Annotated in this window: 19 protein-coding genes; 4 read left to right on the forward strand and 15 right to left on the reverse strand. The window is 70.6% G+C overall.

The window, feature by feature from the left end; translation table 11 throughout:
* Position 1 precedes the first annotated feature (1 nt).
* The 5 genes from ACWGIH_RS01960 to ACWGIH_RS01980 form a co-directional block, all read right to left on the reverse strand.
* Entirely contained in the window at positions 2-1,267 is a 1,266-nt protein-coding gene (locus ACWGIH_RS01960) for an ABC transporter substrate-binding protein (RefSeq protein WP_453451790.1), read from the reverse strand.
* Positions 1,264-2,310 (reverse strand): branched-chain amino acid ABC transporter permease, encoded by a 1,047-nt coding sequence (locus tag ACWGIH_RS01965; RefSeq protein ID WP_453451807.1) that lies wholly within the window; start codon positions 2,308-2,310, stop codon positions 1,264-1,266. Before ACWGIH_RS01965 ends, ACWGIH_RS01960 begins: the two co-directional genes overlap by 4 nt.
* Positions 2,311-2,371: 61 nt before the next feature.
* Positions 2,372-3,262, reverse strand: a complete 891-nt coding sequence (locus tag ACWGIH_RS01970; RefSeq protein ID WP_453451789.1) for a branched-chain amino acid ABC transporter permease — start codon at positions 3,260-3,262, stop codon at positions 2,372-2,374.
* Positions 3,259-4,077 carry an ABC transporter ATP-binding protein gene (locus ACWGIH_RS01975; protein WP_453451806.1) on the reverse strand — a complete coding sequence of 273 codons (819 nt, stop codon included), beginning with the start codon at positions 4,075-4,077 and terminating at the stop codon, positions 3,259-3,261. Before ACWGIH_RS01975 ends, ACWGIH_RS01970 begins: the two co-directional genes overlap by 4 nt.
* Complete coding sequence (locus ACWGIH_RS01980) at positions 4,074-4,886, reverse strand: ABC transporter ATP-binding protein (protein ID WP_453451788.1); 813 nt, start codon at positions 4,884-4,886, stop codon at positions 4,074-4,076. Before ACWGIH_RS01980 ends, ACWGIH_RS01975 begins: the two co-directional genes overlap by 4 nt.
* 264 nt (positions 4,887-5,150) lie before the next feature.
* Here ACWGIH_RS01980 and ACWGIH_RS01985 point away from each other — a divergent pair, with 264 nt between their 5' ends.
* Positions 5,151-6,350 (forward strand): PucR family transcriptional regulator, encoded by a 1,200-nt coding sequence (locus ACWGIH_RS01985; RefSeq protein ID WP_453451787.1) that lies wholly within the window; start codon positions 5,151-5,153, stop codon positions 6,348-6,350.
* A 195-nt stretch (positions 6,351-6,545) separates the two neighbouring features.
* Here ACWGIH_RS01985 and ACWGIH_RS01990 read toward each other — a convergent pair whose 3' ends face one another.
* A complete protein-coding gene (locus ACWGIH_RS01990) occupies positions 6,546-7,697 on the reverse strand; it encodes a glycerate kinase (RefSeq protein WP_453451786.1) in 1,152 nt (383 codons plus the stop codon).
* Between the two features lie 283 nt (positions 7,698-7,980).
* Here ACWGIH_RS01990 and ACWGIH_RS01995 point away from each other — a divergent pair, with 283 nt between their 5' ends.
* Complete coding sequence (locus ACWGIH_RS01995; RefSeq protein ID WP_453451785.1) at positions 7,981-9,042, forward strand: ADP-ribosylglycohydrolase family protein; 1,062 nt, start codon at positions 7,981-7,983, stop codon at positions 9,040-9,042.
* Positions 9,043-9,104: 62 nt separating this feature from the next.
* Entirely contained in the window at positions 9,105-9,596 is a 492-nt protein-coding gene (locus ACWGIH_RS02000) for an NUDIX domain-containing protein (protein ID WP_453451784.1), read from the forward strand.
* A 46-nt stretch (positions 9,597-9,642) separates the two neighbouring features.
* Here the strand turns inward: ACWGIH_RS02000 and ACWGIH_RS02005 are convergent, their stop codons facing one another.
* The 9 genes from ACWGIH_RS02005 to ACWGIH_RS02045 all read right to left on the reverse strand — a co-directional run bounded on the left by ACWGIH_RS02005 (position 9,643) and on the right by ACWGIH_RS02045 (position 23,430).
* Positions 9,643-10,146: a methylated-DNA--[protein]-cysteine S-methyltransferase gene (locus ACWGIH_RS02005; RefSeq protein WP_453451783.1), complete on the reverse strand. Its 504-nt coding sequence runs from the start codon at positions 10,144-10,146 to the stop codon at positions 9,643-9,645.
* Between the two features lie 25 nt (positions 10,147-10,171).
* A complete protein-coding gene (locus ACWGIH_RS02010; protein ID WP_453451805.1) occupies positions 10,172-11,644 on the reverse strand; it encodes an AlkA N-terminal domain-containing protein in 1,473 nt (490 codons plus the stop codon).
* A gap of 152 nt (positions 11,645-11,796) precedes the next feature.
* Positions 11,797-13,125 (reverse strand): cation:proton antiporter, encoded by a 1,329-nt coding sequence (locus ACWGIH_RS02015; RefSeq protein WP_453451782.1) that lies wholly within the window; start codon positions 13,123-13,125, stop codon positions 11,797-11,799.
* Between the two features lie 2 nt (positions 13,126-13,127).
* Positions 13,128-14,462, reverse strand: a complete 1,335-nt coding sequence (locus ACWGIH_RS02020; protein WP_453451781.1) for an NAD(P)/FAD-dependent oxidoreductase — start codon at positions 14,460-14,462, stop codon at positions 13,128-13,130.
* Positions 14,463-14,690: 228 nt separating this feature from the next.
* Positions 14,691-16,982, reverse strand: coding sequence for an MMPL family transporter (locus ACWGIH_RS02025; RefSeq protein WP_453451804.1), 2,292 nt, complete (start codon positions 16,980-16,982; stop codon positions 14,691-14,693).
* Between the two features lie 168 nt (positions 16,983-17,150).
* Complete coding sequence (locus ACWGIH_RS02030; RefSeq protein WP_453451780.1) at positions 17,151-18,638, reverse strand: AMP-binding protein; 1,488 nt, start codon at positions 18,636-18,638, stop codon at positions 17,151-17,153.
* Positions 18,639-18,684: 46 nt separating this feature from the next.
* Positions 18,685-19,197 (reverse strand): flavin reductase family protein, encoded by a 513-nt coding sequence (locus ACWGIH_RS02035; RefSeq protein ID WP_453451779.1) that lies wholly within the window; start codon positions 19,195-19,197, stop codon positions 18,685-18,687.
* Between the two features lie 36 nt (positions 19,198-19,233).
* Positions 19,234-20,292, reverse strand: a complete 1,059-nt coding sequence (locus ACWGIH_RS02040) for an LLM class flavin-dependent oxidoreductase (protein ID WP_453451778.1) — start codon at positions 20,290-20,292, stop codon at positions 19,234-19,236.
* A 267-nt stretch (positions 20,293-20,559) separates the two neighbouring features.
* Positions 20,560-23,430, reverse strand: coding sequence for a helix-turn-helix transcriptional regulator (locus tag ACWGIH_RS02045; protein WP_453691578.1), 2,871 nt, complete (start codon positions 23,428-23,430; stop codon positions 20,560-20,562).
* 417 nt (positions 23,431-23,847) lie between these two features.
* Between ACWGIH_RS02045 and ACWGIH_RS02050 the strand changes: the two genes are divergently transcribed.
* Entirely contained in the window at positions 23,848-24,315 is a 468-nt protein-coding gene (locus ACWGIH_RS02050) for a DUF1579 family protein (RefSeq protein WP_453451777.1), read from the forward strand.
* Positions 24,316-24,338: the final 23 nt, after the last annotated feature.

Below are 24,338 nucleotides of genomic sequence, written 5' to 3' on the forward strand. Positions count from 1 at the left end.
CTCAGGCGCCGGGGGTGTATCCCTCGGCCGCTGCCGCCGCTTCCGGCTCCCTGGCCACCTTCATGCCGCCCGTCGCGCCCTTGTCGGGGCGCAGGATCACGCTCTCCTTCGAGGAGGGCGCCTTGGGGTCGCTGAAGTCCTGCGTGACGCCGAAGCCGGTGTCGTAGGAGTCGATGGTCAGGAGAGCCTTGTCGAGGCCCTCACGGGTGAGGTCCTTGCTCTCGCAGGCCTTCTTGAGTGCCTCTCCGAAGATGGACGCCGCGGTCCAGCCGGCCGTCACGCCGTTGTCCAGGGAGTCCTTGGGGTAGGCCGCCTTGTAGTCGCTGACCAGCTTCTTCGCCGCGGGGGTGTCCGCGCCGATCGGGAGGGTCGGTGAGGCCACGTAATAGTTCTTCGCCAGGGCCGGGCCCGCCTGCGTGCCCAGGAGCTGGGGTGCGAACGCCGAGTTGTTGCCGATGATCGGGACGTCGAACTTGCCCGCCGCCGCGACACCCACGAGCGAGGCCGCCTGGCGCGGACCCGCACTGATCACCACGGCCTTCACCCCGGCCTTCTTCAGGGCCGCGACCTGCGCCGTCATGTCGTTGTCGGTCGCCTTGATCTTCTGTTCCACGACGGTCAGGCCCGACTTCTTCGCCATGTACTGCGAGCCCTTCAGGGCGTTCTCGCCGTAGTCGCCCTCGAAGTAGACATGACCGAGCTTGTCGCCCTTCTTGAGGCCCTTCTCCTTCATCAGGAAGTCGATCGCGTTGATCGTCTCCAGGTCGTACGTCGAGCCCACGACCCGCACGTACGGACTGCCGAGGAGGTTCGCCGACCAGGCCTGCGGGAGCACGAGGCTCTTGTCCTTGTCGATCCGCTGCTTGACCGCCGCGACGAACGGCGAGCCGATGAACTGGGCGAAGCCGAGGACATCCGGTTCGAGCTCGGTGTAAGCGGCGACCGCCTTCTGCGGGTCGTAGCCGTGGTCGCGGACGGTCAGTTTCAGCTGGCGGCCGCAGATGCCGCCGTCGGCGTTCGTCTGCTTGACGTAGAGCTGCTGGGCCTGGGTGACGCTCTTGCCGAGGGTCGCGTAGACACCCGTCATGTCGGTGAGCACACCGAGCTCGATCGTCTTGGCGGAGACACCGACACCGGACTTGACCCCGCCCGCGCCCTCCTTGTCGCCCTCTTCGTCCCCCGCCTTGGAGCTGCAACCCGCCACTGCGAGCAGCGCGGCGAACGCCGTCGCCGTCGCGGTGGCCCTTTTCAACCTGCGTGAACTCATCGTTCCTCCCCTGGAGTTTGGCCGGACGTCGGCCTGGAGCGCCGGGCGGCAATGCTGGCCAGGCCGCCGGGCAGGAACAGCACCACCGCCACGACGGCGGCGCCGTACAGATACCGGGACGCCTCGCCCGGTGTGATCCCGCCACTGCCGGGGGCCGCGACCAGGGGCAGCGCGTCGCTGTACCGGGTCAGGAGCTGCGGCAGCAGGGACACCACGGCGGCACCGGCCACCGCGCCCGCGACCGAGCCGAGGCCACCGATGACGATCATGGCGAGGTATTCGAGGGACAGCGTCATGCCGAAGTAGTCCGGCACGGTGCGCTGGAAGACGAGGGCGAGCAGGACGCCCGCGAGGCCCGCGTACATCGACGAGAGGACGAAGACGCCGGCGCGGTAACGGGCGACCGGCACCCCGATGACACCTGCGGCGATGCGGTGGTCGCGGATGGCGTTCATGGCACGTCCGGGGCGTCCGCGCAGCACACCGCGGGCGAAGAGTCCGCAGCCGACGAGGAGGACGAGCCCCGCGTACCAGAGCTTCTCCGAGGCCCCGAACGGCACCGCCGCCACGACGAGCTCGCTGTCGTCGAAGGTGATGCCGAAGACGCTCAGGGGCGGCACGTCGCGTCCGTTGGAGCCGCCCGTCAGGTCATGGGCGTTGAAGAGCACGTGCTGCCCGATGAAGATCAGCGCGAGGGTCGCGATGCCGAGGTAGGCACCGCGCAGACGCCCCGCGATGGGGCTGAAGAGCCCGCCCGCGATCCCCGCGACGACGACGGCCAGGGCGGCGGCGATCCAGGTGGGGAGGCCGAGCCCGGTCAGGCCGTCCTCCCCGTCCCCGGCGAAGACGCAGTATCCGTACGCGCCGATCGCGAGGAAGAAGGCGTGGCCCATGGAGAGCTGGCCGGTCGCACCGGTGAGGAGGTTGAGGCCGATGGCGCCGATCGCGGCGGCCATGGCGAAGAGGCCGGCCTGGAGCCAGAAGCGGTCGAGATAGAAGGGCAGGGCGAGCAGGATCACGGCGCCCGCGAGCCACACGTACATGCGGGGGCGGGTCAGCCGCGTACGGCCTCGGGAGCGCAGCTCCCGTCCACGGGCCAGGACCTCAGACACGGGCGAGCTCCTTCGTGCCGAAGAGTCCGGCGGGCCGGATGAGGAGGATGACGGTCATCACGAGATAGGGCGCGAGGTCACCGAGACCCCGTCCCAGGAAGGTGAGCTCGCTCTGGTACCCGGTGGCGAGCGATTCGGTGACCCCGACGACAAGACCGCCGACGAGCGCGCCGGTGGTCGAGTCGAGGCCGCCCAGGATCGCGGCGGGGAACGCCTTCAGCGCGGCCAGCGAGGTGGCCCGTTCGAGCCCCGGCGTCGGGAAGACCGTGAGGAAGAGCGCCGCCACCGCGGCGAGGCCGCCCGCCACCGCCCACGCGCCGAGCGAGACCCGGCCCAGGCGCACGCCCATCAGGGCGGCGGTCTCCGGACTCTCGGCGGCGGCGCGCATCGCCACACCCCAGGAGGTGTAGCGGAAGGCGAGCAGGAACGTGGTGATGAGGAGCGCGGCGGCGACGAACGCGGCGATGCGCGTGTGGGCGATGGAGATCGACCCGATGGTGAGCACCGAGTCGCCCCAGGGGTCGCCGAGGGCGAGCACGTCGGTGCCGAGGCGGCGGGTGAGCTCGGTGGTGAGCAGGATGTCGACGCCGATCGTGACGATGGCGAGGACGCTGTGATCCGACCCGCGGTAGCGCCGCATCACGAGGAACTCGATGGCGGCGCCGACGACGGCGGCCCCCGCGATGCCGACGAGCACCGCCGGCCAGAAGCCGATGTCGTCGTGGAGGGACGCGATGAAGTAGCCGCCGGCCAGGAGCAGCGAGGCGTGCGCGAAGTTCACGACCTCGGTGGCCCGGAAGATGACGACGAAGCCGAGTGCGATGAGGGCGTACACGGACCCCATCGAGAGGCCGTTGAGCAGCAGCTCGACGAAGGTGTTCACGAGGTTGCCCCCTCCCCCAGGTAGGCGCGCACGACCGCGGGGTCGTTCTGTACGGCGGCCGGGGCGCCATCCGCTATGCGCCGGCCGAAGTCAAGTACGGTCACCGCGTCCGCGAGCCGCATCACCACCCCCATGTCGTGTTCCACCAGGACGATCGAGATTCCGAGGCTGTCGCGGACGCCGGCGATGACGGCGGCCGTGCGTTGCCGTTCGTCCGCGGTCATGCCCGCGACGGGCTCGTCGAGCAGGAGCAACCTGGGCTCCATGCACAAGGCGCGCGCCAGTTCCGCGAGTTTCTGCTGCCCGTACGGCAAGGAGCCCGCCGGGGCGTGCAGTTGCGGTTCGATGCCGACGAACGCGGCTATCTCCCGCACACGTTCGCGATGGACGCGCTCCTCGCGTGCCGCCGACGGGAGGCGCAGGCCCGCGGACAGGAACCCGGTGCGGGTCAGCCGGTGGCGGCCGAGCATCAGGCTGTCGGCGACCGTCGCGCGCGGCGGCAGGGCGAGGTTCTGGAAGATCCTTGCGACGCCGAGGTCGGCGATGCGGTGCGGAGGCATCGTCGTGAGGTCGTGCTCTCCGAAGCGGACGCTGCCGCCGGTGGCGCGGTACACGCCGGACAGGACGTTGAAGCAGGTGGACTTCCCCGCGCCGTTGGGCCCGATGACGGCGTGCACGGTGCCCGGCCTAACGGTGAAACTGATGGCGTCGAGGGCGGTGAGACCCGCGAAGCGGACGGTCAAGTCCCGCACTTCCAGGGCGGGTACGTCGTCGTCCGGCGGTGTCGCCTCGGCTGCCGAGTGGTCCTCGGTCATCGTCGGCCCGCCCATCGGCTCAGCATGGGATGCGCGCCGGCGCCGCGTGAGGCGTCGGCCGCGGCGGTCTCGTCGACCACGCCCAGGTAGCGGCGGCGTACCTCGTCGGACGCCGCCAACTCGTCCGCGTCGCCCGCCAGTGCCACCTCACCCACGTCGAGGACGTACGCCCGTGAGGCGAGGCGCAGTGCCAGCGCCGCGTTCTGTTCGACGAGGAGGACCGAGGTGCCCTGGCCGTTGATTTCCTGGATGGTGTCGGCGATGCGTGCCGCCATCAACGGGGCCAGGCCCAGGGAGGGTTCGTCCAGGAGCAGCAGCTTCGGTGAGGCCATCAGCGCCCTGCCCACCGCGAGCATCTGCTGCTCGCCGCCCGACAGGAGCCCGGCCCGCTGGCCCGCGCGCTCGGCGAGCACCGGGAAGAGCTCATGGACGCGGTCCAGGGCCCTGGCCTTCACGGTCCGGCTTCCGGTGGACCCGAGCGCGCCCGACCGGAGGTTGTCGGCGACGGTCATCCGGGCGAACACCCTTCTGCCCTCCGGCACTTGTGACACTCCGGCGGCGACCACCCGGTCCGCGTGCAGATTGTCGATGCGCCGCCCGCCGAAGTGGATGGAGCCGGTGGTGAGCGCCCCCCGGTGAAAGGCGAGCGTGCGTGAAATGGCGCGCAGGAGCGTCGACTTGCCCGCGCCGTTACCGCCGAGGACGGCGACCACGGCGCCGTCCGGTACTTCGAGCGACACCTGGCGCAGTGCGCGTACCGGTCCGTATCCGACCGACGCGTCCTCTACGACCAGTCCGGAACCACCCACCTGGGACCCCCTGTCCTTAGCCTGCCCTGTTCGTGTCGCTCGGCCGTCCGTACCGCTCGGCCCTCCGCGTGGCGCTCAGCCCAGCACCGCCGCGCCCGCCCGTCCACGGCCTGTGTCCGAATCGCTGCGGGTGACCAGCGGGACCGGCCGCCGGTTGTGCACGGGCACAACACCCCGTGTCAGGGGCCTGCCAGGGGTGGCCGAGCAGTGGCATCCTCCCCAGCACCAGGGCACGGCGGGCAGCGGTGACGGGGGTAGGAATCCATGAGCGGACGCAGGCCTCGGACTGGCCACGACTGGAAGGTGCTCGAGGAGGCGTGCGTGGCGCTCAAGCCCCGCATCCCCGATCTTGTGGACGAACACCTGCGGCAGCTCTTCGAACACTCCCCGGTGTACGCGCGGGTGCTGCCGTACGACCAGCAGTGGCGGGAGGCGGAGGACGCGATGCGCATCGGCATCGAGACCATCACCGCGCCGCGTGCGTCACCGCGCCGCGATCTGGAGTACGCGGAGGAGGCAGGCAGGCGCCGGGCCCAGCAGGGTCTTCCGCTCGACCTGGTGGTGCACTCGTACCGCAACGCGGGCTATCTGGTCTGGGACTCGCTGCTCGAAGGCACCGTGGGGCAGGACTCGGAGAAGCTCGCCGTCCTGATGCGGTCGGCGACGATGGTGTGGGCGGCGGTCGACGCGCAGGCGGCGGCAGCGTCCGAGGCGTACCGGGCGACGGAGATGGAGCTTCGGCGCCGGACCGACGAGCAGTTGCAGGCGCTGCTCGACGCGCTCCTGGAGGGGCAGTCCGCTCCCGGCCTCGCCGCGCAGGTGGCCGCGGGGCTCGATCTGCCGGAGCGCGGGCCGTACGCGGTGGTGGTGCTGCGCGCCGAGCGACGGGACGGGCGGGCCGCGTTCCACCGGCAGATCCAGCGGGCCGGGTTCCGTTTCGTCTGGCGGATGCGGACGGACCGGGAGGTGGGGGTGGTGGCGCTCGGCGCGGAGGAGGGTCTGGACGAGCTGACCGCCGCGCTCGACGGGCGGTGCCCCGGGCCCGGCGGCATCAGCCCCGTGGTGGCGGGGCTCTCCGAACTGGGTCACGCACGGCGGCTCGCCGAGCTGGCACTGCGTACGTGTCCGCCGGACGCGACCGGAATCGTACGGCTCGACCAACGGATGCCGACGGCGCTCGTGGTGAGCCAGCCGGAGCTGGCGGGGCGCCTCGTGTCGGACGTATTCGGGGAGGTGCTCGCGCTGGAACCGGCCGACCGGGCGGTGCTCCTGGAGACGCTGGACGCGTGGCTGATGTGCGAGGGGTCGGCGGGGCGGGCCGCGGGGCGCCTCTACTGCCACCGGAACACGGTCTTCAACCGCTTGCGACGCCTGGAACAGCTGACCTCGCGGTCGCTCGCGCGGCCACGGGACCTGATGGAGATGACGCTGGCCCTCGACGCGTATCGGCTGGCGCCTGGCTGAGGCGGAGATCCTGCCTCCGGTGGCGTTGCGCACCGTTGCTCGCCGGCTCCGCCGAGTGCGTCCTCAAACGCCGGGCGGGCTGAAACCCTTCAGCCCGTCCGGCGGTGCAAGGGCGCCCCGTCAGGGGCGCGGGGAACTGCGCGATCGGCGCCCACCGGCCCGCAGGTCCGTCACCGCGCCCCCCAGTGGGAACGCCTAGCTCAGGAAGTCCCGGGCGATGCCCTCCGCCACCGTCTCCAGGATGGGACCGGCCTCGGCGATGCACCGGGCGACATCCGGCTCCACGTCGGTGAGCGCGTAGGCCCGCCGGATACCCGCCTTGCCCAGCGCCTCCGCCGGGAGGGCCAGGCGGCCGCAGACGGCCACGACCTCGACTCCCGCCGCGCGGGCCGCCGCCGCGACGCCCGCGGGGGCCTTGCCGTGGAGGGTCTGCTCGTCCAGCGAGCCCTCCCCCGTGATCACCAGCGACGCCCGCGCGAGCGCCGGCGCGAAGCCGAGGACGTCCAGCATGACCTCGATCCCGGGGCGGAAGCTCGCGCCGAGCCCGACAAGGGCCCCGTAGCCGATGCCGCCCGCCGCCCCCGCTCCCGGGGACTCGGCGTGCTCCAGGGCGGCGGAACCCACCGACTCGGCGAGGACCTGCGCGAAGTGCGCGAGGGCCGCGTCCAGCTCGGCGACGTCCTCCGGGGTCGCGCCCTTCTGCGGGCCGTACACCGCCGGAGCGCCCTTCGGGCCGGTCAGCGGGTTGTCCACGTCGCTGGCAAGGACCAGGTCGACCGAGGCGAAGCGCTCGTCGAGCCCGGAGAGGTCCGCCGTGGCCAGCGTGGCGAGCGGGCCGCCGCCCGGGGCCACCGGCGCCCCTGCCGCGTCCAGGAAGACCGCGCCCAGCGCGGCCAGCATGCCGGCCCCGCCGTCCGTCGTCGCGCTGCCACCGACACCGAACACGATGGTCCGCGCGCCCGCGTCCAGCGCGGCGCGCAGCAGTTCCCCGGAGCCGTACGTCGTGGACGTGAGGGGTGCGAAGACTCCCTCGGGCAGCAGCTGGAGGCCGGACGCCTCCGCCATCTCCACCACCGCGGTGCCGTCCCGCAGCGCGTACGCCGCGGTGACCTCGTCGCCGAGCGGCCCCGTCACCCGTACCTCACGGCGCTCGAAACCGGCCGCGACCGCCGCGGCGACCGTGCCGTCGCCGCCGTCCGCCACCGGCAGGGCCTCGACCTCCACCCGTGGGGCGACGCGGCGAAGCCCGGCCGTCACCCGCTCCGCGACCTGCACGGCCGTGAGTGAGCCCTTGAACTTGTCCGCGGCGATGAGCACATGCCCCGCCGTCCCAGCAGCGTCCGCCACCTTGCATCCCCTTGCTTTCCGGGCCTTGCTCGCGTCAAGGCAGTCGCGCCGCTGCGACCATAACCGGAGGAGGGGCCGCCTGCCCATGGCCGTCCGCATATCGGAGCCCCGGACCCCTCCTCTAAATCGCCCTAAGTCGGTGGATAGCAGCCCATTGATGTCGTCGGAATGATCGATCAGTGCGGCCGGGGCGACTTCGAGAACCAGACAAACGTGTCACGCTCCGCGCCGAACCCGTCACATTGACCGCGCACAACCGCCCCGGATTCGGTAGACCGGACGCATGACCCCAGCACATACGGAACTCGCCGACCGTGTTCTCGGCGGCTGGCTCGGGCGGATCGCGGGCAACATGCTCGGCAAACCCATCGAGCGGGGTGACTACTGGACGCGCGAGCGCATCGAGCGCTATCTGCGGCAGGCCGACGCGCTGCCGCTCACCGACTATCTGCCCGAACCCCCTTCCTGGGTCGAGGAGTTCCAGCTGCGGCCCGAGTGGCGGCAGTGCGTGCGCGGCAAGGTGCACGGCAGCTGCCGTGACGACGACATCGACTACGCGATCCTCGGACTGCACCTCCTGGAGACGCACGGGTTCACGTTCAGCACCGAACAGGTCGGCGAGCTGTGGCTGCTTCGCCTGCCCTATCTGCAGACGTTCACCGCGGAGCGCGCCGCGTACCGGAATCTGGCCAACGGGCTCAAGCCGCCGCTCACCGCCACGTACGAGAACGCCTTCCAGGAGTGGATCGGCGCCCTCATCCGTGCCGACATCTTCGGCTGGACGAACCCCGGAGCACCGCGCCGCGCCGCCGCCCTCGCCCGCCGCGACGCCGTGCTCTCGCACACCGGCAACGGCGTCTACGGGGCGATGTGGGCGGCGGCGCTCGTCTCGGCGGCGTTCTCGGCCGCCTCCGCGCGCGCCGCGCTGGACGCGGCGTTCGGCGTGATCCCGTCCAGCTGCCGCCTCGCCCGTACGGTGCGCCGGGTCGTCACGCTCCACGAGGCCGGGCTCAGCTGGGAGGAGACGCTGGCCACCGCCGAGTCGGAGACCGCCGGACTCGGCTGGGTGCACGCCGTGCCCAACTCGGCCGTCCTGACCGCCGGACTCCTCTACGGCGACGGCGACTTCACCCGCACCATCGCCCTCACCGTGCGCGGCGGCCTCGACACCGACTCGAACGGCGCGACCGCGGGGTCCGTCGCGGGGGTGCTGTGCGGGGCCAAGGCCATCCCGGCGCAGTGGCGGGACCCCCTGGAGGACCGGGTGCGCAGCGCGGTGTTCGGCTTCGACGGGGTGCGCATCAGTGAACTTGCCGCACGGACGGTGGAGTTGGCGCAGGTGTAGGACGGGAGCGGCAGAGGTGGCACGGCGCGGGGCCGGGTCCGCGCCGCGTCTACCCTTTTCACGTGACCATTCAGGATTACGCCACGTACATCGCGGGCCTGCCCCGCGTCATCGCCGGGGCCGCCGCGCTCTTCCGGGACTCCGAGGGACGGGTGCTGCTCGTCGAGCCCAACTACCGGGAGGGGTGGGCCCTGCCCGGGGGCACCGTCGAGTCGGACGAGGGCGAGACACCGCGGCAGGGCGCACGCCGCGAGACCGCCGAGGAGATCGGTCTGGACGTCGAGCTGGGCGCGCTGCTCGCGGTGGACTGGGTGCCGGGTGTCGCGCGGCCCCCGCTGGTCGCCTACCTGTACGACGGCGGGGTGCTCGGCGACGATCGGCTGAAGTCGATCAGACTCCAGGAGGACGAGCTGCTCTCCTGGCGTCTGGTGGCCCGCGAGGACCTGCCCCGTTTCCTGCCGGGCGAGTTGGGGCTGCGGGTGCGGGCCGCGCTCGAGGCGCTCGACGCGGGGACGGGCACCGTGGAGCTGGAGAACGGGGTGCGGGTCGGCTGAACCATCCGGTCGCACTCCGCGGTCCGGCACGTCTCGGGGTGCGGAGTCAGAAGAGGGCGTCCTCCTTGCGTGGTGTGGTCGCGCCCTCGAAGGCCAGCAGCCGCTGCTTGCGGTCGAGTCCGCCGCCGTAGCCGGTCAGGGAGCCGCTCGTGCCGATCACCCGGTGGCAGGGCACGATGACCCCGATGGGGTTCTTGCCGTTGGCGAGGCCGACGGCGCGCGAGGCGTTGGGCTTGCCAAGGAGGGCCGCGAGCTCCCCGTACGTACGGGTCTCGCCGTACGGGATCAGTTGGAGCTGCTGCCAGACGGTGCGCTGGAACGGCGTGCCGTCCAGGCGCATGGGGAGGTCGAACTCCTTCAACTCGCCCGCGAAGTAGGCCTCCAACTGGCTGGTCGTCTCGCCGAACGGTCCTGCGTCGCGGTCGCCGAAGGTCTCCTCGGCCGGGCGGTGGCGCTGCTCCGTCATGTAGAGGCCGCTGAGGACCCCGTCGGTGGCCACGAGGGTCAGGGTGCCGTAGGGGCTGTCGATGAGTGTGTGCTGACGGTGCACGGGGCTTGTCCTCTCGGGCCGGCCTTCAGGCCGGGATGCGGTTGATGGGGTGGGCGTCGGTGGCCCAGAGGTACTGAACGGCGTACGCCCGCCAGGGGCGCCAGGCCGCGGCCCGCTCGGTCAGCGCGGCCGGGGTGTGCGGGAGGCCGAGCTCCTGTGCCGCGCGGCGGATCCCCAGGTCGGTGGGGAGGAACGCGTCGGGGTCGCCGAGCGCCCGCATGGCGATGACCTCGACGGTCCAGGGGCCGAAGCCGGGCAGTTCGGTGAGCCGGGCGCGGGCCTCCTCCCAGCCGCTCTCCACGCCGAGCCGCAGTGATCCGTCGGCGAGGTGACGTACGAGCGTGGTCAGGGTGGTGCGGCGGCTGCGCGGCAGCGCGAGTGCCTCCGGGTCGAGCGCGGCCAGGGACTCCGGCGCCGGGAAGAGGTGGGTGAGGCCGCCCTCGGGGTCGTCGATCGGCTCACCGTGCGCGGTGACCAGGCGGGCGGCGTGGGTGCGGGCGGCGGCGGTGGACACCTGCTGGCCCAGTACCGCGCGTACGGCGAACTCCGCCTCGTCGACCGTGCGCGGCACGCGGCGCCCCGGCGCCTTGGCCACCAGGGGTGCGAGGTGCGGGTCGGCGCTCAGCTGGGCGTCCACCGCGACCGGGTCCGCGTCCAGATCGAGCATGCGGCGGCAGCGGCTGATGGCGATCGTGAGGTCGCGCATGTCGGTGAGGCTGAGGCGGCAGGCGATGTGGTCCGGGGCGGGGGTGAGGGCGACGACCCCGTGGCCGTACGGGAGGCGGAGCGTGCGGCGGTACGCGCCGTCGCGCCACTCCTCGACGCCGGGTACGGCGGTGGCGATGAGGTGGCCGAAGAGGTTGTCGGGGTTGAGCGGGGCGCGGAAGGGGAGGCGGAGCGAGAGCGCTCCGGGGGCACAGACCCGGCTGGCGGCCTTGGGGGCGCGGTCCCTCAGCTCGCCCGGGGCGAGGGCGAAGACCTCGCGGACGGTGTCGTTGAAGGTGCGGATCGAGGCGAACCCGGCGGCGAAGGCGATCTCCGCCATGGGCAGCGAGGTCGTCTCGATGAGGAGGCGGGCCGTCTGGGCGCGCTGGGCCCTGGCCAGGGCGAGGGGGCCCGCGCCGAGTTCCGCGAGGAGCTGGCGTTCCACCTGGCGGGTGCTGTAGCCGAGGCGTCCTGCGAGGCCGGGGACACCCTCGCGGTCCACCACGCCGTCGCCGATGAGCCGCATCGCGCGGGCCACCAGGTCGGCGCGCTGATTCCACTCGGGGGATCCCGGGCTGCTGTCCGGCCGGCACCGCTTGCAGGCCCGGAACCCCGCCTGCTGGCAGGCTGCCGCGCTCGGATAGAAGCTCATGTTCTCGGGCTTCGGGGGGACCACGGGACAGCTGGGGCGGCAGTAGATACGGGTGGTGGTGACGGCGGTGTAGAACCAGCCGTCGAACCGGGCGTCCTTCGACTGCACCGCACGTACGCAGCGCTGGGCGTCGGAATGCATCGAGGGGAGCGGCGGAGAACTCGTGGTCATGCCTCAAGGATCGGGCATGGCGGGTGGGGGTGGCTGGCGAGAATCCGACATGGAGGTCGGGGCGGACGCGCGGTGGAGGCAGGGCGGGCCCCTCCCCTCGGGTCAGGGCGCCTCCTCTTGGGTCAGGGTGCTTCCTCCCTGGTCGGGACCGGGGTCATGTCGCGTTGGCGGAGGCGTTCCTCCGCCGTGTGTTCCACGTGCCCCATGGCCAGGCGCAGGAGGGGCGGTGCCATCAGGGAGGTCACGATGGCCACCAGAACGATGATCGTGTAGACCTCCTCGGTCAGGACGCCGAGCCGCAGGCCCGCCATCGCGACGATCACCTCGATGACACCGCGCGCGTTCATGCCCGCCCCGATCCCGATCGCCTCCCAGCGGCTGAGCCGGCCCGCGAGCGAGCCGATCAGCGCGCCCGCGAACTTTCCGGCGACGGCCACGAGGAGGACCACGACCGCCGACAGGAGGACCGTGGGGTCGGCGAGTGCGGACAGGTCCATGCGCAGGCCCGCCGTGGCGAAGAAGACGGGTGCGAGCACCGAGAGGACCACCGTCCGCAGGGGCGCGAGCGCGACCCCGTCCACGGCTCCGCTGGAGCGGATCAGGATGCCGCAGACGAACGCCCCGAACACCGCCTCCAGCCCCATCGCGTGGGTGGCGGACGCGGCCAGCAGGATGGCCACGACGACTCCGGCCGCCCGGACACCCGGCTCCTGTCCCTTGCCGAGCAGGGTGAGGAACTTCCGTACGACGGGTCTGCCGATGGTGGCGGCGAAGGCGATGACCAGCGTCAGGAAGGTCAGGGGAAGGCCCAGGTCGCCCACGGCGAGCCCGGTGGTGGCCATCGCGGACACCACGGAGAGCATGATCCAGCCGGCGACGTCGTCGACCACCCCCGCCGCCAGGATCAGCTGCCCGACGTTGCGGTGCAGGAGCTTCATGTCGAACAGCGTCTTGGCGATGACGGGGATGGCGCTGACGCTCATGGCCACGCCGAGGAAGAGCGCGAAGACCATGCGGTCGGTGGAGTCCGGCATGAGCTCGCCGGGCAAGGAGTAGCCGACGAGGACGCCGAGGCCGAGCGGGACGAGGAAGCCGGCCGCGCTGATCTGCGCGGCCACTCTGCCCCGCCGCCGCACCACCCCGAAGTCCAGTTCCACGCCCGTGAGACCGACGAGCAGGACCAGGCCCAACTGCGCGAACCCGTCGAGGAGATGGGCCTGGTTCACGTCGGAGGGGAACAGCCACCCGGACAGATCCGGCCAGAGCTGATGCAGCACCGAGGGGCCGACGAGCACGCCCGCGCAGAGCTCGCCCACGATGGACGGCATGCCCAGGCGGCGGGCGAGGCGGCCGAGCGCCAGGGCGAGCAGGAGCAGGAGGCTCACCTGGAGCAGCAGCAACACGAGTTGGTGCTGGCCGAGCGGTGCCACGAGGCCGGATGCGATCAGCATGCTCAGATGGTCGGAGCCGAGGCGCGGAGGCTGCCCAGGTAGGGGTGCCACAGGTGGGTGGGGTCGTCCTCCACGGTGGCCACGAACTCCCGCATCTCCCGCAGGATCTGCGGGTCCTCCTCCCACATGTCGCCCTGCAGCAGCTTGAGGACGCCGATGCGGTAGCGCGGGTCCTGCACGAAGGCGGCGAAGAGGACGTTGAGGCGGTAGTAGATGGAGATGAAGTCGTACCAGTTCTGGGCACCTTGGCGCTGCGCCTTCTCGTACTGCCGGAAGCGCTCGTGGGAGAAGTCGCCGGCCTCGAAGGCCGCGATGATGTCCTGCGACGCCAGGCGCGCGGTGTTGAGGGCGATGCTCACGCCGCTGGAGAAGATGGGGTCGACGAACCGCGCGGCATCGCCGATCATGACGAAGCGGTCGCCACAGATCTGCTTCAGGTGATAGCTGTAGTCACCCTCGGTCTTGAGCGGGCGAATACGCTCGGCCTTCTGGAGTTCCTCGTACAGGTCGGGGCGTGATTTCACGCAGTCCCAGAAAAACTTCTCGCGGTCGGTGTTCGCTTCCTTGAAGCGGTTCTTCTGGGTGACGACACCGAAGCTGGTGACGCTGTCGGTGATGGGGATCTGCCAGACCCACGAGTCATTGATCGGCAGAAAGTGCACGAAGATGTGGTCGATCTCTTCGGGGTCGATGGCGAGTGCCTTGCGGTCCACGCCCTCGAACCACGCGTGCACCGCGTACTGGTCGAAGATGGGGTCGGGTTCCTTCAGCTTCAGCTGGCGGCCGAGAAGCGTCTGGCGGCCGGTGGCGTCGACCAGCATGCGGCCGGTTATCGGGAATTCCTTGCCGCCCGCACGGCACATGACGGTGACGCCGTCCGGGTCGTCGAAGTCGGCGCGGGTCACGCGTACGCCCTGGAAGACCTTGGCGCCGAGGCTCTCGGCGTTCTTGAGCAGGATGAGGTCGAACTTCCCGCGGTCGACGTGGAAGGTGTACTCGCGGTCCACGCCGGGCTGGGCGCGCTCACCGAACCTGACCTGGGCGGTCCAGTCGTACGACATTCCGGTGAAGCCGTTGGTGGGGATCTCGCGGTCCTCGGCCGTTGTCCAGGCCGCCCCGTACTTGCGGGGGAATCCGGCGCGCTCGACCTCGGGCATCGCGCCGGTCTCCAGGAGCACCGCCGTGGTGGCCGGCACCAGGGATTCGCCCACGTGCGGGCGCGGGAAGTTCTCGCCCTCGATCACGGCCACCGAAAGACCGGCCTTGGCGAGGTAGGCGGCGGCCGAAGAACCGGCCGGTCCGCCGCCCACGATCAGGACGTCGAAATCCGCGTTCATAAAACCTGCTTCCATTCCCGGGATCGAAGGCGCACGGCCCTTATTCGACAACGCCTTGATCGTAGGATGGCGGCTTGGGGCCGTCAGCCCCTAACAGGCCTGCGAGCGCCCCTAACAGGTGGGCCCGCGCCCCTAATTGGCGGCCCTTTCCGTTAGGGGGAGGGCATGAAAAGCGCCCGCCCCCCGGGGGATGTGGGGCGGGCGCCGGCAAGGTGGGGGCGGTGCGGTCTATTCGCGTCCGCCGCCCGGTGAGGTGACCGCGGGCTCGGCGCGCGCGGGCTGCTGTGGCAGCTGCTCCAGCTTCCGCAGCTCGCGGCCCTCGACGTCGACGTCGGGCAGCAGGCGCTGCAGCGGACCGGGGAGCCACCAGCCCGCGCGGCCGAGGAGGCACATGACGGCGGGCAGCATGGCCATGCGGACGACGAACGCGTCGAAGAAGACGGCGGCCGCCAGTGCGTACCCCACGGCCTGGACCATGGTGGACTCGGCGAGCGTGAAGCCGCCGAAGACGCTCATCATGATGACCGCCGCGGCCGTCACCACACGGGCGTTGTATGAGAATCCGGCGACGACGGATTCCTTGGTGCCCGCCCCGTGGACGTACTCCTCGCGCATTCTGGTCACCAGGAAGACCTGGTAGTCCATGGCGAGTCCGAACACGACGCCGATCATGAAGATCGGCAGGAGGTTGACGGTGACGCCGAGGGAGCTCATGCCGAGGACGTCGGTGAGCCAGCCCCACTGGAAGACGGCGACGACCGCGCCGAACGTGGCGCCGACGCTGAGCAGGAAGCCGAGCGCGGCGGTGAGCGGGATCAGGACCGACCGGAACACGATCATGAGGAGCAGGAAGGCGAGCCCGACCACCAGGATCAGGTAGGGCACCAGGGCGTCCGAGAGCTTCTTGGACATGTCGATGTTGAGTGCCGTCTTGCCCGTGACCGCGACGTCCGCCCCGGTCTCGTCCTGGACCGCGCTGCCCTTGTCGCGGATGGCGTCCACGAGGTCGTTGGTGGACTCGGTGGTGGGGCCGCTGGTCGGCACCACGGTCAGCAGGGCGGTGTCGCCGGCCTTGTTCACGACGGCCTGGTCGACGGCTGCGACGTGCTCGAGTCCCTTGACGTCCTTGTACATCCGGTCCGCGACGGACTTGGCGTCGGTGCCTTCGGGGCTGTCGATGGCGACGAGCAGCGGGCCGTTGAAGCCGGGGCCGAAGCCGTCGCTGAGCAGGTCGTACGCCTCGCGCTGGGTGGTGTGCGCGGGTTCGGTGCCCTCGTCGGGCAGGCCCAGGCGCATGGAGAACGCGGGGATGGCGACGACGGCGAGGCCGACGAGGGTCACCAGGAGGACCGGCAGGGGGCGCCGGGCGACCAGGTTGCCGAAGCGCTTTCCGAGGGGCGGCGTGAAGCTGAACAGCGTGCCACCCGGCAGCACTTCGCCCTTGTCCCGCGTCGTCTCCGCCGCCGGTTCCCCCGCGGCCCGCTGTTCCGTCTTCTTCGCGGGGGCCCCCGCGCGCCGCCCCGCGATGGCCCTCTTGCCCGCGAAGCCCAGGACCGCGGGCAGCAGGGTGAGGGCCACACAGACGGTGATGGCGACGGACACCGCGGCCGAGAGCGCGATCTGTGTCAGCGGCGGCAGTTGCACCACGGAGAGGCCGCAGAGGGCGATGATCACGGTGAGGCCGGCGAACACCACGGCGGTGCCCGCTGTACCGACCGCGTGCCCGATGGCTTCCTCGGGTGTCCTTCCGGAACGCACCTCGTGGCGGTAGCGGAACATCACGAAGAGCGAGTAGTCGATGGCGAGCGCGAGACCGATCATGATCGCGAGGACCATGGCGTCCTCGGTCAGATCGATGAAGCCGGTCGCCGCGTAGATGGCGCAGACGCTGATGCCGAGGCCTACGAAGGCCAGGAGCAGGGGCAGTCCGGCGGCGACGAGCGAGCCGAAGGCGATGATGAGGGTCACCGCGGCGACCACCACGCCGACCATCTCGGTCAGACCGCTGCCCTGCGGCTTGATCGCGTCGCCGCCCATCTCGACCTTGAGGCCTGCGTCACGGGCGGGGTCGGGGGCCGCCTTGAGGGCGTCCCTGTCCTTCTCGGTGAGGTCGCCGGCCGGCACCTTGTAGCTGACCTGCGCGAAGGTGATGCGGCCGTCCTTGGAGACGAGATCGCTCGCGTAGTCGACCTTGGCGACATCGGGGGCGCGCTTGAGGGTGGCGACGGTCTCGTCGATCGCGGCCCTGGCCTCCGGCCCGTCCGTGAGCTTCTCGCCCGGCGGGGCGGCGAAGACGACGCGGGCCGTGGCCCCGTCGGCCGCTGCCTGCGGGAAGCGCTCGGCGAGCAGGTCGTTGGCCTTCTGCGACTCCGTACCAGGGACGCGGAACTCCTCCGAGGTCGGGCCGGACAGGGTGACGGCGCCGGTGACGGCGGCGACGAGCAGCCCCAGCCAGACGAGTGCAACCAGTTTCCGCCGCCGGAACGACAGGCGGCCCAGCCTGTAGAGGAAGGTAGACACAACACCCATCCATCGATAGCTAGTGAACAGTCATTTCGGAGCCTACTCTCGTAATTGGCGCCTGGTAAGGCGTTCGACAAGAAGAAATGGGATGTGACGCTACGTCATGAGTGCTTCAGCGCAGGCCGGTTCACCCGCCGCGGCGGGTGAACTGGGGGAAAGCCTTTGCTACGGAAGCTGGAGCAGCGCAGCCCTGTCGATCTTGCCGGTCGCGCCCCGGGGCAGCGCCTCCCGCTCGATGCGCAGGTCTTCGGGGATGGCGGCCCGCGTGAGCCGCTGCGCGCAGTACCGGCGCAGCTTCAGCACTCCCAGGCCGGCGCCGGGGACGGCGCGGACGAAGGCGCGCAGCCGGTGTCCCGCGAGCTCGTCCGGGACGGCGACGGCCCCGGCCTCCACCACGTCCGGATGGTCGAGCAGGACCTGCTCCACCTCTTGTACGTTGACGCGCGTGCCGCGCACCTTCACCTGGAAGTCGTTGCGTCCGACGAGGGTCAGGCACCCGTCGGCGTCGCGGTGCACGACGTCACCGCCCGCGAAGTACACACGCGGCACTCCGGTGGCGTCGTCACGGGTGACGAAGCCGCCGTTCGCCGTGCCGGCACCGAGGTAGCCGCGGCCCTGGAACGGTGTGCGGACGACGAGTTCACCCGTGCCCGCGCCGGAGAGCGGCAGCCCGTCCGCGCCGAGGACCAGCGCGTCGACGCCCGGCAGTGGGGTGCCCAGGGGCAGCGGCTCCCCCGCGCTCATGGCCGTGCGGTCCGCCTCGTACAGGAAGCTGTCGTTGGTCTCCGTGCAGCCGTACACGTTGCAGAAGCGGGCCTCGGGGAAGAGCTCCGGCATGGCGGCGAGCACCTTCGGCGGCATCGTGTCGCCGGTGAACAGGACGTGGCGCGGGGCGGCGAGGCGCGAAGGCGCGGTGGGCTCGGCGTCCTGGAGCAGCCGGTAGAGCATGGGCACGCCCTGCACGAGCCGGACGCCGTGCTCGGCGATCAGGTTCCGTAGATAGGTGCCGTCCCCGGCCCGGTCGGCGTCCACGCGCACGACGCTGCCGCCGGCGGCCAGGGTCGTCCACACCTCCAGGAGGGACAGGTCGAAGTTGAGCGGGGCATAGCTGAGCACCGGGGTGCCCGGCCCGATGCCGAAGCGCCGGGTGGCCCAGGCGATGAACGCCTCCACGCCGTCGCGGGGAAGGGGTACGACCTTCGGCACACCGGTCGACCCCGAGGTGGTGAGCATCAGACCCACACCGTCGGGCACGACCGGCTTGACGGCGTGTTCCGGCAGCGGCTCGACCTGCCGGGCCGTCACATCGCCCATGCGGCACGAGGGTTCGGGTGCGAGAATCCACTCCGCACCAGCCCGGCTCACGAGCTCGCCCAGGGTGTCCTCGCCCAGCTCCGCGGACGGCAGCAGCACCGGGCGGTTCTCGGCGAGGCAGGCGATGGTCAGCCCGACGGTCGCGGCCGAGGTCGGCGCGTACACGCAGACCGGGGCGTCGGCGGGGACGTGCGCGGCACGCAGCGCGCCCCCGAACGCCGCTGTCTGCGCGGCCAGTTCGCCGTACGTGACGGCACCGGCGTCGGTGATCAGCGCCGGGGCCGTCGGCGTACGCCCGGCATGCTCCTTGAAGGAGGCGAGGAAAGTGAGGGACGGCACGGTCGAGTCAGCCCAATCCGCTTGTTGGCCAAGGCACTTGCACGGGTCAGAAAGTGCCGTACCGGCTGTGTGCGAAGACGAGCGGCCGCTGGTCGCCGAGGGCGCCCGCGGAGACGACTTCACCGATGACGACGTGATGGTCACCGGCGTCGACGACGCGCGCGAGGGTGCAGTCGAGGTAGGCGGCGGCGTCGGCGAGGACGGGCGCACCGGTCCAGGCGGTGGTCAGCCGCTGGCCGGCGAACCGGTCCACACCGGTGGCGCAGAACTGGCGGGCGATCCGCTCCTGGCCGCTGCCGAGGATGCTCACGGCGAAGTGGCCCGCGGTCTCGATGGCCGGCCAGGTCCGTGACGTCCTGCTGATGCAGAACAGGACCAGGGGCGGTTCGAGCGAGACCGAGGTGAAGGAGTTGATCGACACGCCGGCCGGTCCTTCCGGCGTGTCGGTCGTCACCACGGTCACGCCCGTCGCGAGGTTGCGGAGCACGGAACGCAGGTGCGGTGGTGGCACGACGGGTGTCATCTGGCGCGATGCACCGCGCATGTCCGGCTGGGGCACGTACGTGGGTCCTCTCCTCGGCGGCGTGGGCCCGGCTCAGCCGAGCATCGGCCGCGTCTTCTCCGCGAAGAGGCGCAGGGTGCGCTCCATCATCGCGTACGGCTGTCCGCCGAAGTCGACCTGCCACAGGATGGTGTCCATGCCCAGGGCGCTCTGCATCTCGTCGATGCGTCGAGCGGCGGTCTCCGGTGAACCGATGATGCCGTTGCCGCCCGCGCCCTTGCCGCCGGCCTCGACGGACTTGGACAGGGCCTGGCTGTAGCCCTTGTAGTCGGGCGAGTCGACGGTCAGGACCGACTGGGCCGCTTCCTTCCAGACGTCGATGTACTCCTGGAGGTAGGGCTGGGCCGACTCCATGGCCTCCTCGTCGGTGTCCGCGAGGACCAGCGGCACGACCATGGCGGTCTGCGGCGTACGGCCGGTGTGGCCGTGGTGCTTCTCGAACTCCTCGCGGTAGGCGCTGACGAGGCCGTTGACGAACTGGAACGTCTCGGGCTGGGGGGACGCCGTCACGAGCAGGTTGTAGCCCTGCTCACCGGCCCAGCGGAAGCTGCTCTCCGACATCACGGCGCAGATCCACACCGGCGGGTGGGGGCGCTGGATGGAGGTGGGGTAGGAAGTGGCGTTCTCATAGCGGTAGTACGGGGTGTTCTCGGTGACGTTCTCCTGCGTCCACAGCCGGACCACGGAGTCGACCGTCGTACGGAAGCGCACGATGCTCTCGTCCATGCTCACGCCGAACGCGTCGAACTCGTAGGGCAGGAAGGCGCGGGCGAAGCCGACGTCCAGGCGGCCGCCGCTCATGACGTCGACCTGCGCGGCCTCGGCGGCGATCTGGATGGGGTGGTGGAAGGAGGCCTGGATGCCGCCGGTGAGCAGCCGGATGCGCTGTGTGCGGGCCGCGACGGCGGAGAGGAAGGCCAGGGGGCTCGGGCAGTAGCCGCCGGCGCTGTGCAGGTAGTGCTCGGTCATCTTGATGTGGGAGAAGCCCAGTTCGTCGCCGAGTTCCGCGACGCGCAGTACGTCGGCGAAGTACTCGGGAGCCGAGCGCACCTCCGGGCGGCAGTCGGGGAGCAGCGAGATGCCGTAGTTCATCGAACCCTCCTGGGGGCGCGGGTTGTCGGATCTGCGGGCCGGTACGTCGGAGGCGGCACAGCCGTGTCGCCGGCGGAAGCTCGGCTACGCCAGGCGAACCTATGCAGCGCTGGTGGTCCCGTCAGCCCCCTACCGGGGAATCAGGACCCCCTTAACTGCCATAGGCAGGCAGCACAGGGGGTTGGGGGGAAGCGGGGGCGGGTGGGGGTGCGTGGGAGAAGGTGGGGGAGCGTGGGAGGAGGTGGGGTGAGGTGGGGTGAGGTGGGGTCACTCTGCCGGGATGGCCGACTGCAGGGCGGGGCCGAGGTCGGAGCGCTGCTTGACCGACAGCTTGCGGTAGATGCGGGTCATGTGCTGCTCGACGGTGCTGACGGTGACGTACAGCTTCTCGGCTATCTGACGGTTCGTGTGGCCTTGACCGGCGAGGACCGCCACACGTTTCTCGGCGGCGCTCAGGACGGCGACGGTGGAGGTCTCCGGCGCGGCGGCAGGGCTGACGCCGGGGCGTTCGGCGCCCCCCGTCATGGGGACCAGCATGGCCTTGAGCGGTCCCGCACCGCACTGGTTGGCCAGCTTGAGGGCGCGCGCCGCGGTGACCTCCGCGTGGTCGTGCTCGCCGAGTGCCTTGTAGGCGTGCGACAGGCCGACGAGGGCCTGGGCCAACCCCAGGCGGTTGCCGACGTGCTGGGACCGCTTGGCGGCTTCCTTGAGGGGGGTGACGGCGGCCCGCGCGTCCTTGGTGGCCGCCCAGGCCCGCAGGGTCAGCCCCCAGGCCTCGTGCTGATCGGGCCCGAGCAGGCTCTGCTGTTCCTTCAGGAGGGCGACGGCCTGCTCCGTCTCCCCCAGGCAGAGGTGTGCGTGGGCGGCGCTGGTGCGCCAGGAGAAGACCGCCGGGCTGTCGAAGCGCCAGCGGGCGAGCGTTTCACCCACGCTGTTGAAGTCCCGCAAGGCCGCCTTGAACTGACTGGCCGCCAGGTAGTAGTGGCCGCGTGCGTTGAGGTAGGCGACGCCGAAGAGGGTCTGGGACGCGGCGGGGGGCATCTTCATCGTCAGATACGTGGCGGCCTTCTCGTAGTGGCCCATGGCGGTGGCCGTCTGGATGAGCAGGGAGAACGGCAGACCGATGACCACGCCCCAGCTCTCGGGCGCCACCAGGGCGAGGGCGGCCTGGGTGACCTGCGCGGATTCGGCGAGCTCGCCCCTGCGCAGGTGTACGGCCGCCTTGAGGGTCATGAACAACGCCCGCCACATCGGGGTGTGTTCGACGGTGGTGGCGCCGAGCAGGGAGTCGCACCAGGAGGCGGCCACGTCGAGGCGGTCGCCGAACACCATCGTCATGAGCGCCGATGTGACCGGCAGGAGCGTCTTGTCGTCGAGGTGCGTGGTGAGGAGGATCTGCTCGGCCTTCTGCACCGCCTCTTCCAGGTGGCCCTCGCGCAGCACGGCTTCGAGCATGGCCACCGTCTGGTGCTGCGGGGCCCACAGCGAGGAGGCGACCGTGGAGGAGGGGTGCGGCGGCTGTGCGGGGCGCCCCATGACCTCGTCGGCGAGACCGGGGAAGAAGTACGGCAGCCACAGCGCCGCCGAGTCGAGTTCGGGCAGCCCGTCATGGTGGCCGGTGGCCGCCTCGCCGTTGCGGCGTATGTCGCGCAGGGTGTCGAGGGCCTGGTCCAACTGGCCGTCCCACAACAGATAGTGGAAGGTGCGTACGGCGTCGTCACCGGTGAGCACACCCGCGGCGACGGCCTCGACGAGCTCCGGCAGATAGCGCTCGACGGCACCCGCGGGGTTGCTGCGCCACTCGGCGCTGATCAGCATGGAGGCGAGCCCGGCGCGCTCGGCGGGGTCACCGCAGGCGCGATGGGCACAGCGCAGATAGCGGACGGCGGCGCTCGACCGCCCTTCCGCCAGGGCTTGTTCGGCTGCGATGCGCAAGGTGGCCGCACACCAGGGCTGCTGTTCGCCGGAGGCCAGGATGTGCCTGGCGACGACGGAGGCGGCTTCGCCGGCCTCGTGCAGCAGGTGGGCGGCCTGTGTATGGAGTTTCTTGCGTTCACCGCCGCTCATGCTGCTGAGCACGGCGGAGCGCGCGGCGCCGTGGCGGAAGCGGCAGCCTTCCACGAGACCGGTGGAGCGCAGGACGTCGACGGCCTGGGCGAGCAGGGACAGATCGTGGCCGAGGAACCTGCCGAGCAGAGGGAGTGACGCCTGCTGGCCCAGGATGGCGATGCCCTGGGCCGTCTCCTGGACCAGGCGCGAGTCACTGCGGTGCAGCAGGTCGAGTACGGCTCGTCGGTGGGCGCTGCCCGCTGCGGGCAGCCCGGATATCAGGTCCGGCTTGGACTGGAAATCGTCGATGAGCGCCTTGACGATCAGCGGGTTGCCGCCGCTCATACGGTGGATGGGGCCGGCGAGGTGACCTGCCGTGCTCGGCAGGACCTCCCCCGCGATGGCGGCCGCGACCCCCGCTTCGCTCAGGAGCTCGACCGGTACGCGGGAGCAACCTGGGGAGCGCAGCAGCTCGGACCTGACGTCACGAGGGATCGGGGCGAGGAATTCCGCTTCGCTGAGGACGAGCAGGACCCGGGCCGAGTGGAGTCGGCGGGCCAGGTGGAGCAGGCACTGCAAGGAGGCGTCGTCCGCGAACTGGGCGTCGTCCACGAGGATGACGACGGGGCGGCTGCGGGCCAGGTCCCTGAGCGCCTCGCACACGACGCGTGAGAGCGACATGGTGCTACATCGTCCGCCGGGCGCGGCGCGGTCCGGCGCCAGGCCGTCGGATGTCTCCTTCATCCAGCCGACGATGGCTTCCTCGATGCTCGGCGCACAGGTTTCACAGGCCTGGAAGATCTGTTCGAGGACACCCAGGAACATGGACTGTTCGGCACGTGAGGCATTGGCGCTCAGAACGGCCGCGCCCCGGCTCTCCGCGTACTCCGCGAAGGTGTGCAACAACGTTGTCTTTCCACTGCTCAACGGCCCGCTCACCAAGGCGACCGAAAACTGCCCCGCCATACTCCGCTTCAGTAAGTGATGAAGTTCCATGAACGGAGCATCACGCTCGGTGAGCTCCAGCATCAATCCGGCTTGTCCCATGGCTCCCCCGTTCCTACGGCTTGGACACTTCTTGGCAGACATGACCGGCCGATGTGACAGTGGATGGAGACCAGCACCGTGACCTGAAGTCTGCCGTGTTGATCAAAAGCACTTCACTGCGAGTGACTAAGACCGAAGCCAGTTGTCGGTGTCGTCACTCAACCGAGAGCACAGTAGCATTTGGTTGACCAGTCACGGAACCCGCAATTTCGCTGCCACGCGCCCGGTGACAGATACCCCGAACTGCGCCTAATTACTGGCATCGACAACACTACTGATCGCGAGTGAAGCGGAATTCAACTTTCCTTTTGTTGCCCCGCCACCCCTCCCCCTACCCCGCGCCAACCCCCTACCGGAGCGCGGACACTTAGGGGTGACCTACGGGTATGGGGGGACACCGCCCACGACGGACACTCGCCGTACATCCCTGTCCTCCCTCACCCCTTCCGGAGTGGACTTATGGCCGACACGAGCGCGGGTTTCACCGGTGCGGTACCGGCGCCCGAGCAGATGCACGAGCTCGACTTCATGCTTGGCACAATGTCATGCATTCTCAATACCGGAACAAAGATCACCGGAGAGATCAAGCCAGTCCTGAGCGGCCACTATTACGAGTTTGAATTGACGGCGAACCGGACGAACGGTGAGCAGCTCAGCGGCAGATGGCTGCTCGGATGGAACTCCACCGACGCGGTGTTCACCAGCTACTACTACGACGACACGGGAATGCAGGGATTCTCCACCGCACCCGGCTGGCAAGACGGTGAGCTGCCCTTCCAGGGCCGCTACACACTCGCGGATTCACATGTCGAAGTACGCACCGTCTTTCGACGGGTCGACGAGGACAACTTTGTCATACATGAATCCATGCTCAAGAATGGCGAGTGGGTTCTGCTGGACACGCAGGACTGCCACCGCACGCGCTGAGCGTTCCGCTCCGGCGGCACAAC

Source organism: Streptomyces sp. NPDC054872 (assembly GCF_053610705.1).

What these genes read in the sequence shown, in the direction of transcription:
- ACWGIH_RS02045 (WP_453691578.1), bottom strand. Translation starts at nt 23,430, where the DNA reads ATGTCTGCCAAGAAGTGTCCAAGCCGTAGGAACGGGGGAGCCATGGGA.
- ACWGIH_RS01985 (WP_453451787.1), top strand. Translation starts at nt 5,151, where the DNA reads ATGAGCGGACGCAGGCCTCGGACTGGCCACGACTGGAAGGTGCTCGAG.
- ACWGIH_RS02040 (WP_453451778.1), bottom strand. Translation starts at nt 20,292, where the DNA reads ATGAACTACGGCATCTCGCTGCTCCCCGACTGCCGCCCGGAGGTGCGC.
- ACWGIH_RS01995 (WP_453451785.1), top strand. Translation starts at nt 7,981, where the DNA reads ATGACCCCAGCACATACGGAACTCGCCGACCGTGTTCTCGGCGGCTGG.
- ACWGIH_RS02050 (WP_453451777.1), top strand. Translation starts at nt 23,848, where the DNA reads ATGGCCGACACGAGCGCGGGTTTCACCGGTGCGGTACCGGCGCCCGAG.
- ACWGIH_RS02020 (WP_453451781.1), bottom strand. Translation starts at nt 14,462, where the DNA reads ATGAACGCGGATTTCGACGTCCTGATCGTGGGCGGCGGACCGGCCGGT.
- ACWGIH_RS02015 (WP_453451782.1), bottom strand. Translation starts at nt 13,125, where the DNA reads ATGCTGATCGCATCCGGCCTCGTGGCACCGCTCGGCCAGCACCAACTC.
- ACWGIH_RS01965 (WP_453451807.1), bottom strand. Translation starts at nt 2,310, where the DNA reads ATGTACGTGTGGCTCGCGGGCGCCGTGATCCTGCTCGCCCTGCCCTTC.
- ACWGIH_RS02010 (WP_453451805.1), bottom strand. Translation starts at nt 11,644, where the DNA reads ATGCATTCCGACGCCCAGCGCTGCGTACGTGCGGTGCAGTCGAAGGAC.
- ACWGIH_RS01960 (WP_453451790.1), bottom strand. Translation starts at nt 1,267, where the DNA reads ATGAGTTCACGCAGGTTGAAAAGGGCCACCGCGACGGCGACGGCGTTC.
- ACWGIH_RS01975 (WP_453451806.1), bottom strand. Translation starts at nt 4,077, where the DNA reads ATGACCGAGGACCACTCGGCAGCCGAGGCGACACCGCCGGACGACGAC.